Here is a 12,005-nt window from a genome sequence, read left to right as displayed (position 1 = left end):
CGAATATAACGTGATTCCACCACAATCCAAGTGACTCCCTACAAAAGTATGTAAATGACTGTGCAAGAAGTCGACTTTGACTTAATTTTAATTTGGATATTTAGCTTTATTTTTTGCCCTTTTTATATCAACAAGCCTATGCGATATGCATTGAGTATGCCTTAAACAAGAATTGGACATTATTTTGTTTTTAAATAATTTTAGTTGGGTTTATATTTCAGCATAAATAAATCAATACTTTCGGCGATGATTTGCTGTTTTTCATCTTCCGTAGGAATTTGGCGAATCCCCAATAAGACCTCGTGGTGTCGAACACCCAATAATAATGACAGAATTAGATTAATTTGTTTTTCAATGTCATCTGCTTGAATAAATTTAAGTGTGCCTGCTTGTTGGAAAAAATCTTGCCAGACTGCACACATTCTTTGATGGGAAGAATTATAAAACTGTAAAGCCAAAGGATTTTTCTCTGCGGCAAGTTCTAACAACAAATGCTCGAGTTTAATGGCTTCAGGTAAGCTAATAACAGTAAGTGCCAATTCGCATGCCTGAAAAAAATGCGCATAAAAATCACTTTGAACATTAAGTCGTAATGGTCGAGCATCAATAGATGCTTCACAGGTTGCTTCAATGGCACAGCAAAATAAAGTTTCTTTATCTTGAAAATGGTTATATACCGTCAGCTTTGTGACGCCAGCTTCTTTGGCAATTTGGTTCATGCTTGAACCATGATAACCCAATTTTAGAAATAGCTTTTTGGCGGCTTCCAAAATGTGTTTCCGTTTTTCTAAGTCCTTTGGACGTCCAGCGGTTGTTTGCACAATAATTTCCAAAAAAAAATAGGTTAATTACTCTATACACAATTCACAATTACTGTACCATGCAGTATATTAATTAAAAAATGAGCAAATAAATATACTCATTCTATTTTGCCCGAAAAAATGCATTTGATTAAGAGCCTTGCCTATGCGTAGTTTAAATTTAATGATCACGAGCCTATTGGTATTGTGTAGTGTAACAATAGTGGGGTGTAGCAAACCAGCACCTGAAGCGGAACAAATTCCCTTGGTGATGGTAACCCAACCTGCAACATCACATGAAGATCAAAAAAGTTATGCGGGGGATGTCCAAGCTCGACAGCAAACAGCATTGGCATTCCGTGTCGGGGGGCAAATTACAGAACGCTATGTCGATGTTGGTGCTCGTGTCAAAGTTGGTCAAGTCTTAGCAAAGCTTGATGTGAAAGATGCTCAGCTACAATTGAACTCAGCCAAAGCACAACTTGAAAGTGCGCAATCTGCGGCCAAGGCCGCAGCAGATGAATTTAAACGGTTTCAGCAACTCTTACCGATCAATGCTGTGAGTCGCTCACAATATGATTCAGTCAAAAATCAATATGATTCTGCTCAGGCAAGTTTAAAACAAGCCCAATCCAATTATGATGTGAGCGCCAATCAAACCGGCTATAACCAATTGATAGCCAATAAAAATGGGGTGATTACCCAACGTAATATTGAAACTGGACAAGTGATTTCAGCAGGACAAGCGGCATACCAGCTGGCGATTGATGGGGATCGTGAAGTGGTGATAGGTGTCCCTGAACAAGCTATTGCAGAGATTAAAGTCGGTCAAAATGCATGGGTAACTTTATGGTCTAAACCTCAAGATCGATTTGCTGCCTATGTTCGAGAGATTTCTCCAGCAGCCGATCAGTCACGTACATTTATGGTCAAAGTGGCTTTAAAAGAAGGGCAGTCCGCGATTCAACTTGGTCAAAGTGCGCGGGTATTCTTTAATCAAAATATTCAAAATGTATTGAGTGTACCTTTATCTAGCGTCTCGGCAAATAACAATCAAGCCTATATTTGGGTACTGAATCCAGACCAAACCATTCATAAGGTTTCCGTGACTTTAGGTAGCTATGGTCGTGACAATGTTACTGTCGTGAAAGGGTTAAATCCTGGACAATGGGTGGTTGTAGGAGGGGTACATTTACTTCGTGAAAAGCAAAAAATAAACCCAGTAGACCGTGAAAATCGTGCTGTAACTGTTCAAAAAGGAGCATGATCATGAGTCCATTTAACTCCTTTAATTTGTCAGAATGGGCACTCAAAAATAAAGGATTAGTACTTTATTTTATGATTTTGCTGGGTATTGTGGGTTTATTTTCCTACTCAAAACTCTCTCAGAGTGAAGATCCTTCATTTACCTTTAAAGTCATGGTCATCCAAACTTATTGGCCAGGTGCAACAGCTCAAGAGGTTTCTTTACAAGTTACTGATAAAATAGAAAAAGAACTGATGAGTACAGGGCTGTATGACAAGATTATGGCTTACTCGCGTCCTGGTGAGTCAATGGTCATGTTTATGGCAAAAGACTCATTAAAATCTAACCAAATTCCAGATGTTTGGTACCAAGTGCGTAAAAAAGTAGGTGATATCAAAACACAGTTACCTTCCGGTGTTCAGGGGCCCTTCTTTAATGATGAGTTTGGGGACACTTTCGGTAATATCTATGTCTTAACTGGTAAAGATTTTGATTATGCTACTTTAAAAGAATATGCAGACCGTTTGCAGCTTCGCTTACAACGGGTAAAAGATGTCAGTAAAGTCAATCTGGTGGGCCTACAAGATCAAAAAATCTGGATTGAACTTTCCAACACCAAAGCCGTGCAAATGGGTGTACCAGTTACTGCAATCCAAGAAGCCTTGGCAAAGCAAAACAGTGTAACCAGTGCGGGCTTTTTTGAAACAGGCACTGACCGTATTCAAGTAAGAGTCAGTGGTGCTTTAAAAAGTGTAGATGATTTGAAAAAAATGCCATTGTTGGTGGGAAACAGAACTATTCAACTGGGCGATGTTGCTGAAATTTATCGTGGATTTAGTGAGCCTGCACAACCTCGCATGCGTTTTATGGGCGAGAATGGGATTGGTCTAGCAGTTTCTATGCGTAAAGGTGGTGACATCATCGCACTGGGTAAAAACTTAGAAACTGAATTTAAAACCTTACAAAAATCACTGCCTTTAGGTATGGAGCTGAAAAAAGTTTCAGATCAGCCGGTGGCTGTACAACGTAGTATTCATGAATTCGTCAAAGTTCTTGCAGAAGCGGTCATTATCGTTTTATTGGTGAGCTTTTTTTCGCTTGGTTTTCGTACAGGTTTGGTGGTGGCATTTTCGATTCCACTGGTGCTTGCGATGACTTTTGCGGGAATGAATTTATTTGATGTTGGCTTACATAAGATTTCTCTAGGAGCTTTGATTCTGGCCTTAGGGTTGTTGGTCGATGATGCCATCATTGCCGTCGAAATGATGACCATCAAAATGGAGCAAGGCTATAGCCGGATGAAGGCCGCTGGTTTTGCATGGACCAGTACCGCATTTCCAATGCTGACAGGAACATTAATTACTGCAGCTGGTTTTTTACCTATTGCTACAGCCGCCTCAAGTACAGGTGAATATACCCGGTCTATTTTCCAAGTGGTCACGATTGCCTTAATTGTCTCATGGATTGCTGCTGTGGTTTTCGTTCCATATCTAGGAGATAAATTACTTCCAGATTTTAACAAAACACCGCAAAAAGCTCCGTGGTATCAGCGTCTTTTGGCAAGATTACGCAAGCAACCAGAACCTCAGCCTGTGATTCATCATAACGGTGAACATTTTGACCCGTATCAATCTAAATTTTATCAAAGCTTTCGAAAGTTGGTGAACTGGTGTGTGACTTATAGAAAAACCGTCATTTCAATTACGGTTGGGGTATTTGTCCTGTCTGTGGTGATGTTTAAGTTTGTACCACAACAATTTTTCCCGTCTTCAAACCGTGCCGAAATTTTGGTCGATTTAAAACTAGAAGAAGGTGCATCACTGACTGCAACTGAAGATGCAGTGAAGAAAGTTGAGGCATTTTTATCCAAGCAAAAGGGCATTGATAATTATGTTGCGTATGTTGGGACAGGTACACCACGCTTCTATCTGCCTTTAGATCAACAAATGCCGCAAGCCAGTTTTGCACAATTTGTGGTTTTAGCATCTTCACTGGATGATCGTGATGAAATTCGTAAATCCTTAGATACGCAAATCCGCCAATTATTGCCACAGGTGCGTATCCGTGTCTCTTTATTAGAAAATGGTCCTCCAGTCGGCTATCCATTGCAATTTCGTGTATCGGGTGAAGATATTGCAGTTGTTCGTGAGGAAGCACAAAAAGTTGCTCAACTGGTTAGTGAAAATCCAAATACCGCAAATGTTCATTTGGACTGGGGTGAGCAAAGTAAAATTATTTCGTTAGTGATTGATCAAGACCGTGCCCGTCAAATGGGTGTGACCTCAGAAGATTTGGCGAATTTTTTAAACAGTTCAATATCGGGTGCAATTATCAATCAATATCGTGAAAAACGTGAGCTGATTGATGTTCGTATCCGAGGAGATCAAGCCGAACGTGTCAATGTTGAAGCATTATCCAGTCTTGCTGTTCCAACAAGTAAAGGCGCCACCGTACCTTTGGCGCAAATCGCTACACTTCAATATAAATTTGAAGATGGTTTGATTTGGCACCGCAATCGTTTACCGACCATTACCGTACGTGCAGATATTCGAACAAAGTTACAGCCTGCAACCGTAGTCAATGAACTGGCTGAAAAAATGGATCAGCTTCGTACAACATTACCAAGTGGTTATTTGCTAGAAGTTGGTGGCGCGGTAGAGGAGTCCGCAAAAGGGCAAACCTCTGTGAATGCAGGTATGCCATTATTCCTTGCGGTGGTTTTTACTTTGCTGATGCTTCAGTTAAAGAGTATCTCTCGCTCATTCATTGTATTTTTGACAGCGCCCTTAGGTTTAATTGGGGTGGTTTTATTCCTGCTCTTATTCAATAAGCCTTTTGGTTTTGTGGCAATGCTAGGTACTATTGCATTATCTGGAATGATTATGCGTAACTCACTGATTTTGATTGATCAGATCGAACAAGATATTCGAGCTGGGCAGAATCAATGGGATGCGATTTTGGATGCAACAGTTCGTCGATTCCGTCCAATTATTCTCACCGCCTTGGCAGCTGTATTGGCCATGATTCCGCTTTCTCGAAGTATTTTCTTTGGACCAATGGCAGTGGCGATTATGGGCGGCTTAATTATTGCGACACTTTTAACGTTATTTTTCTTACCAGCGCTGTATGCGACTTGGTTTAAGATTAAAAAAACTACAGAAAATACATAAATTGTTGAGAATATTAGGTGCGAAAAATTGAAAACTTCAATATAGTAGCACTTAATCTTTAACAGAAAATAACATAGGAAATTTTATTGCATAATAAGTAAATCGGTATGCAATAAATTTGAGGTCAAAAACACCCATGGGGCAAACAAATCCAGAACAGCATCGTAAATTTATTACGAGCTCTTATTTGTTTATGTTTCTCGCATTGTTTACGGTGATTACAGCCGTGTTGGCGTATTGGTTAGCACGTAAAGTAGCAGTGGCAGATAATGCAGAGGTATGGATACATGCGCAAGCGTTGTGGATTATGCGCAATGCTCTTATTTTTTTGATTTTGGCAGCCTTTGCTGCGCTATGGTTTATTCCGTTAATCTTTTTCTATTGGGACAGTTTCATTTGGGTAAAAGCGTGCACTGTGGCAGGTGTGGTATTTAGCGCCATTGCGTGGTTATATTTACTCAATACATGGCTCAAAGGTTTTACTAAATATTTGCAGAAAAAAGCTGTTTTTTAAAAAAAAACCACATTTCACGCTTGTAAAAAATAACATCGCCCCCAATTTACTCTGCATAGAAGTATTATCAAATTTTGTGGAGCATCGCCAATCATGGCTAAACGTGATTATTATGAGGTTTTAGGTGTTGCTAAAACCGCTAGTGATGATGAAATTAAAAAAGCCTACCGTAAGTTGGCGATGAAGTATCATCCAGATCGTAATCCTGACAATTCAGAAGCTGAAGAAAAGTTTAAAGAATGTGCGGAAGCATATGAAATTCTTTCTGACGGTGAAAAACGTAGCATGTACGACCGTATGGGTCATAACGCCTTTGAAGGTGGTATGGGCGGCGGTGGCTTTGGTGGTGGTTTCAGCGCCGAAGACATTTTCAGTCAGTTTGGTGACATCTTTGGTGGCGCTTTTGGCGGTGGTGGCCGTGGTCAGCAACGTGCGCGTCGTGGTTCCGACCTGCGCTATGTTATGGAATTAACGCTTGAAGAAGCGGTGAGAGGCGTTAAGAAAACCATTACCTTTACTGCACCAGCACCTTGTGATGTGTGTGATGGTAAAGGTTCAAAAAATCCAAATGATGTAGAAACCTGTAAGACTTGCCATGGTGCAGGTCAAGTGCGTATGCAACAGGGCTTCTTCTCTGTTCAGCAGACATGTAGTACATGTCGTGGACAAGGTAAAATTATTAAAAATCCATGCAGCAAATGCCATGGTTCAGGTGTATCAGATCGTCAGCAGACACTTGAAGTTACTATTCCTGCAGGTGTTGATAATGGTGATCGCGTTCGCTTAACCGGTAAAGGTGAAGCAATCCGTGATGGTCAATCTGGTGATTTATACGTTGAAGTCGTAGTGCGTGAGCACGATATTTTCCAACGTGATGGTGCAGACTTATATATGGATGTGCCAGTCAGTATCGCAGATGCTGCTTTAGGTAAAGAACTTGAAATTCCAACGTTGGATGGTCGTGTAAGTTTGAAGGTACCTGAAGGTACACAAACAGGTAAAATGTTCCGACTACGTGGTAAAGGGGTAAAACCTGTACGTAGCAGTATGCAAGGTGACTTACTTTGCCGTATTGTGGTAGAAACACCTGTACACTTGACCAGCCGCCAACGTGAGCTATTGAAAGAACTTCAAGCCACGATGGAAAGTGATGATAATAAATCGTCACCGAAGAAAAAATCTTTCTTCGATCGTTTATTTGACTAATTGAGTTTAGACCTTTTCATTTAGCAAGCTAAACATTGAATAGGTAAAAACGGAGCAACAGATCTTGTTGCTCCGTTTTTTTATTTTGATGCTTGATCCGATGGTGATAAATCAAATTCGTTGTCATCCGGGGCAGCATCTATTGAATTATCATCTTGGGGGAGGATTACCGCGGGATTTGTTGCTGATATCGATGATTCTGACGATGGAGCGGTAGGCGGGGGGGTGTCTTCGGCCCAAACGAGTGAAACAGTTGTAGTCATCATCAATCCTAAAATGATTTTTTTGAGTTGCATGATATTTCCTCTGATATTTGCTTTTTATGATTGCATCCAAGCGTCTTTAGTTTAATAGATCTGAAAATTTAAATTTTGCTTTTTAGTTATTTTTAGCTGTAATTTAATATACATTTCAAGAATTTTTTAGATGATTTACAAACAAAATAAGTGTTGATGTTTAGCTGTAGCGTCTGATTTTTATGATGATGATTACAATTGAATTGAGCTATTTAAAAAGACAGGTCGAAGATATTGGACATACCCTCAACCACTGAAAAATAGGTGATTATTACTCGATGATTGGTGCATCAATATCTTCAACACGGACTTCTGTTTGAGGTTCAGATGCTGTGTTGCTATTGGGTTGAGCAAGCGTTTTTTCTTCAGTTGTTGCTGATGTTGTTGCAGGCGCTGATTCAGCCCAAACATTTGTCATGATCATGCCGAGTACCAGAGCGAAAGCCATTTTATTCGAATGCATATTGATCTCCTTATAAGCCATATTATTTTCATTCGTGGCATGTAGTCTGCTGTGGGATTCTTGCATTTTGATGAAATAGATTTGAAAAGTTTTAAATTTTTCAAAGTTTTATCGATATGTTTTATAAAATTAATCTATTTATTCGTTCAGGCTATTTTGGATCAATGAGCGCACAAGATCCCAAAGCAAGCAAAAAGATTGCAGTATTTTTTTATATTGAAACGTCGTCTTAGAACCGAGTTTTGTTATAGTAGAGCCAAATTTTCAAATTCAGATTTAGGAATAACGTATGTCAGCAGCTCCACGCATTGGTATTGTAGGTGCAGGTGGCCGTATGGGCCGTACATTGATTCAAGCTGTACAACAAGCTGGTTTTCAACTTGCTGCTGCAGTAGAGCGTCCAGAAAGCACATTAATTGGCGCAGATGCAGGAGAGCTTGCAGGAATTGGTGCTGTGGGGATTAAAGTGGTTGGCAACTTAGAAGAGATCCTCAACGATGTGGATGTGGTAATTGATTTTACTGCACCTGTTGCAACTGAACATAATTTAAAATTATGCAGTGCTGCTGGTGTTGCGATGGTGATTGGCACAACTGGTTTTTCGGATCAACAAAAAGAGCTGTTAAATCAATCTGCGACTCAGACACCGATTGTCTATGCTGCAAATTACTCAGTGGGTGTGAATGTTTCGATTAAATTACTTGAGCTGGCAGCTAAAGTATTTGGCGATACTGTGGATATTGAAATTATTGAAGCACATCATCGTCATAAAGTAGATGCACCATCAGGTACTGCACTGATGATGGGTGAAGCTGTTGCTGACACACTGGGGCGCGATTTAAAGAAAGTTGCTGTCTATGGTCGTGAGGGGCATACAGGTCCACGTGAACGTGAAACCATTGGTTTTGAAACGATTCGTGGTGGTGATATTGTAGGCGAACATACAGTGATGTTTATTGGCGAAGGTGAGCGTGTGGAAGTGACACACAAAGCCACGAATCGTATGAATTTTGCTGCAGGTGCTGTACGTGCAGCTGCTTGGGTTGTCGGCAAAGATGCAAAAAAATACGATATGAAAGACGTTTTAGGCTTAAATGATATTTAAGCTTAAAATCTGATGCGATAGAATTAAAACAATTAGTCAAATTTTGAACATTCAAAAATGAAAAAAACAGTGATGTTATTTGCTTGTGTAATCAGTGCTTTTGGCCTGACTACACAAGCTGCTTTACCAAGCAATGCTAAATTAAGTTTGAATAAGAATAACGTTCAGGTATGGACATACAAGGATGCCAGTAATTCTGTGTTGTCTTATAAAGCTGAAACAATATTAGACGTGCCGATTGATCGTGCTGTTGCTTTGGTATTGGACGTCAAAAACTCACCGAAATGGGTCCCCAATGTTGCCAAAGCTGAAGTGTTATCTCGCGATGATAAAAAAGGCGAATTCAGCATTTATATGGTTTTAGATTTCCCCTTTCCGTTAAAAGATCGAGATATGGTGGTTAAAGGAACCATGTCTAAAGATGCAAATGGCAGTATTTTTATTAAAAACTCTGCGATTCAGCAAGGCAAAGCAGTGAATCCTGACTATGTGCGTTTAAAAGATTATTCAGGTGATTGGACCTTTCAAAAACTGGGTGCCAATAAAGTCAAAGTCATTACCTCTGGACACGCCAATCCAGAAGGCTCTATTCCTGCAAGCTTAACCAATATTTTGGTTGAACAGCAGCCTTATCAGATGTTGCAGAAAATGAAAACAGAATTGGCAAAGAATAAACCCTTTACAGCTTTGCCTGATATTTTAAAATAGGCGTTATTAGATCAATAATCCAGAAGCAGACCTTACTGACGAAACAACGCTATATTTGAAAAAATAATGCTTGGCAGATCTTTCCGCTCATTTAAATATTGAAAGTAACCTTTCTCAATGTGTTGATATAGAAAGAAAGGTTACTTGTAGTCTTTGTGACGATTGTTAATCACTACGCTGAATGACTATACTGCCGTACAGATGCTTTATTCATTTTCATTTGAATAAAAACTAGTACTAACCCTAAAGCTGTGAGTACCGCACCTGCAATAGACACTGCAGCATAACTCATCCCCATACTCAATACTGCTCCACCAGCTGTTGCACCTAAAGCATTACCTAAATTAAATGCACCAATATTCACAGAGGATGCCAATCCAGGTGCTTCATGAGCAACAGACATGACACGCATTTGTAAAGGTGGGACCACTGCAAAGGCTGCAGCTCCCCAGACAATCAGTGCCAATGCTGCACCAATTTGAGTTTGAGCCAGGATTGGAAACAGCAACATGCTCACCATTAGTAACAGTAAGAAACTGGTCAATGTTTTGGTCAGTGACAAGTCTGCAAATTTTCCACCTAAGTGATTACCAATTGAAAAGCCAATCCCAATCAGTACCAGCATCAAGGTAATAAACATCGGACTTGCATGGGTGATGTTTTGTAGGCTAGGCGCAATATAGGTATATAGGGTAAACATTGCACCTGCACTCATCACCGTGGTGAGCAATGCAAGAACTACAGGCAACCGAGTCAGCACTTTTAATTCCGCTTTGACATCTGGACGTTGGCTTGCTTTATCTTCAGGCAAGGCTTTCCATAGCGACAACATGGTAATCACGCCGAGTAAAGCGATTGCTGCAAATGACATACGCCAGCCAATATTCTGCCCAACCCATGTGGCTAAAGGCACACCACCAATGTTGGCAATGGTGAGGCCCATAAACATGGTGGCAACTGCACTGGCTTGTTTGTCTTTAGGTACGACGCTTGTTGCAACAATAGAACCAATCCCGAAAAACACCCCATGATTGAGGCTGGTCAGAATTCGAGCGGCCATTAAGCCCCAATAATTGGGAGCAATTGCAGCGAGAATATTGCCAATGGTAAAAATAATCATGGCTAAAATAAGCGCTTTACGTCGTGGAAACCGTCCAAACCATAAGGTCATAAACGGTGCACCAATCATGACACCGAGTGCATAAGCGGTAATCAGCATACCTGCGGTTGGGATTGAAATATTCAAATTTTCTGCAATTTGGGGAAGAAAGCCCATAGGGGAAAATTCTGTTGTTCCTATTGCAAAAGCGCCAATGGCCAAGGCGAGTAAGGGAAAATTTAATTTCATGAGAAATCTCAAATATACAACATATTGAAAATGATGGCGTGTAACAGCGTTCAAGCAATCAAGTTAATGACGATCTTTACTTTTCAGCCGCTATTTTGATGAAGTGACAAAATAAAGCTTCGCAAGAAACAATCTTGCGAAGCAAGCTAAGCCATGAGCAAAAGGGGTAAAGTGTATTTCGAAGCCTAGCAAGCAAAACCTAGCAATCAAACTTTGCTAATCAAAGCCTGAGCCAAGATTTGTTCTGCTTTAAATCACTTTTACTCCATTGGCGAATTAAACATCCCACTGAGGTGCTAAGTTTTCAGGATCAACCTCACGGCCATTACGTTCCAATTGCGCGATTAATTGCATTTCTTCAGCAGATAATTGAATCTCTTGCGCTTTTAAGTTGGCAATTAAGTTTTCACGTTTAGTTGACGACGGAATGACAGCAAACCCTTTCTGCAACGCCCATGCCAATGCAATTTGAGCGCTAGAAGCCTGATGTTGTTTGGCAATTTCAGTTAACGTTGGGTCATTTAAAACTTTGCCATACGCCAAAGTCATATAAGAGGTCACATCAATATTTTGTGATTGTAAAAAGCTCACCAAATTATCATTTTGTAAATAAGGGCTAAGTTCAATTTGGTTGGTGGCAATATTTTCAAGTCCTACAGCAGTAATGGCTTGTTGCGATAAGTCGATATTGAAGTTTGAAATTCCAATATGTTCAGTTAAGCCCAGCTTTTTCGCTTCTAACAGGTTGTGCATCATTTCTGTAACAGAAATTCCTAGACTTGGTGCAGGCCAGTGAATTAAGGTTAAGTTGACAGCATCAGTACCCAGCTTCTGTAAGCTCTCTTTAAGGCTTGGAATAAGTTTGTCGGCTTGATAATGATCTGTCCATATCTTTGTTGTGATAAACAAATCATCACGATGGATATGGCTTTCTGCAATGGCCTGACCGACTTCTGCTTCGTTGCCATAGATTTGAGCAGTATCTACAGCACGATAACCAACGTCTAATGCTGTTTTCACCGAATCAATCACAGTTTGCCCTGTTAAACGGAAAGTACCTACACCAAATTGAGGAACGATGTTTGTCATACTGGATTTCACTTTATTTTCTGAGATTGAGTGTATTTTGCTACTTTAATTGTTGCGGAA

At 40.2% G+C, this 12,005-nt stretch carries 11 protein-coding genes; 6 read left to right on the top strand and 5 right to left on the bottom strand.

The features are described from left to right. Positions 1 to 200 precede the first annotated feature (200 nt). Positions 201 to 821, bottom strand: coding sequence for a TetR/AcrR family transcriptional regulator (locus AC4CVF_RS18535; RefSeq protein WP_336952564.1), 621 nt, complete (start codon positions 819 to 821; stop codon positions 201 to 203). A 145-nt stretch (positions 822 to 966) separates the two neighbouring features. On the opposite strand from AC4CVF_RS18535, the gene AC4CVF_RS18530 reads away from it, so the two are divergent. The 4 genes from AC4CVF_RS18530 (at position 967) to dnaJ (ending at position 6,936) form a co-directional block, all read left to right on the top strand. Then, positions 967 to 2,067, top strand: coding sequence for an efflux RND transporter periplasmic adaptor subunit (locus AC4CVF_RS18530; RefSeq protein ID WP_419326908.1), 1,101 nt, complete (start codon positions 967 to 969; stop codon positions 2,065 to 2,067). A gap of 2 nt (positions 2,068 to 2,069) precedes the next feature. Beyond that, entirely contained in the window at positions 2,070 to 5,216 is a 3,147-nt protein-coding gene (locus AC4CVF_RS18525) for an efflux RND transporter permease subunit (RefSeq protein ID WP_490789810.1), read from the top strand. A 136-nt stretch (positions 5,217 to 5,352) separates the two neighbouring features. Next, positions 5,353 to 5,730 carry a hypothetical protein gene (locus AC4CVF_RS18520; RefSeq protein ID WP_004718846.1) on the top strand — a complete coding sequence of 126 codons (378 nt, stop codon included), beginning with the start codon at positions 5,353 to 5,355 and terminating at the stop codon, positions 5,728 to 5,730. Positions 5,731 to 5,823: 93 nt separating this feature from the next. Further along, positions 5,824 to 6,936: a molecular chaperone DnaJ gene (gene dnaJ / locus AC4CVF_RS18515; RefSeq protein ID WP_004718844.1), complete on the top strand. Its 1,113-nt coding sequence runs from the start codon at positions 5,824 to 5,826 to the stop codon at positions 6,934 to 6,936. Between the two features lie 80 nt (positions 6,937 to 7,016). Here dnaJ and AC4CVF_RS18510 read toward each other — a convergent pair whose 3' ends face one another. Further along, positions 7,017 to 7,232, bottom strand: a complete 216-nt coding sequence (locus AC4CVF_RS18510; RefSeq protein ID WP_336952561.1) for a hypothetical protein — start codon at positions 7,230 to 7,232, stop codon at positions 7,017 to 7,019. Between the two features lie 271 nt (positions 7,233 to 7,503). Continuing rightward, positions 7,504 to 7,695 carry a hypothetical protein gene (locus AC4CVF_RS18505; RefSeq protein ID WP_336952560.1) on the bottom strand — a complete coding sequence of 64 codons (192 nt, stop codon included), beginning with the start codon at positions 7,693 to 7,695 and terminating at the stop codon, positions 7,504 to 7,506. A gap of 289 nt (positions 7,696 to 7,984) precedes the next feature. Between AC4CVF_RS18505 and dapB the strand changes: the two genes are divergently transcribed. Further along, positions 7,985 to 8,800, top strand: coding sequence for a 4-hydroxy-tetrahydrodipicolinate reductase (gene dapB / locus AC4CVF_RS18500; RefSeq protein ID WP_336952559.1), 816 nt, complete (start codon positions 7,985 to 7,987; stop codon positions 8,798 to 8,800). A 57-nt stretch (positions 8,801 to 8,857) separates the two neighbouring features. Next, the gene (locus AC4CVF_RS18495) at positions 8,858 to 9,508 is read left to right on the top strand and encodes an START domain-containing protein (protein ID WP_336952558.1); all 651 of its coding nucleotides are present in this window, start codon (positions 8,858 to 8,860) and stop codon (positions 9,506 to 9,508) included. Between the two features lie 172 nt (positions 9,509 to 9,680). On the opposite strand, the gene AC4CVF_RS18490 is transcribed toward AC4CVF_RS18495, so the two are convergent. Together AC4CVF_RS18490 and dkgB are read right to left on the bottom strand one after the other, a co-directional pair. After that, a complete protein-coding gene (locus AC4CVF_RS18490; protein WP_336952557.1) occupies positions 9,681 to 10,856 on the bottom strand; it encodes an MFS transporter in 1,176 nt (391 codons plus the stop codon). Positions 10,857 to 11,132: 276 nt separating this feature from the next. Then, positions 11,133 to 11,945, bottom strand: a complete 813-nt coding sequence (gene dkgB / locus AC4CVF_RS18485; RefSeq protein ID WP_490774729.1) for a 2,5-didehydrogluconate reductase DkgB — start codon at positions 11,943 to 11,945, stop codon at positions 11,133 to 11,135. Positions 11,946 to 12,005 lie beyond the last annotated feature (60 nt).

The sequence above is a fragment of the Acinetobacter sp. LipI_19 genome, assembly GCF_058242925.1.
Note: the sequence above shows the minus strand (reverse complement) of the source record. Positions and strands in the feature narration are given on the sequence as shown.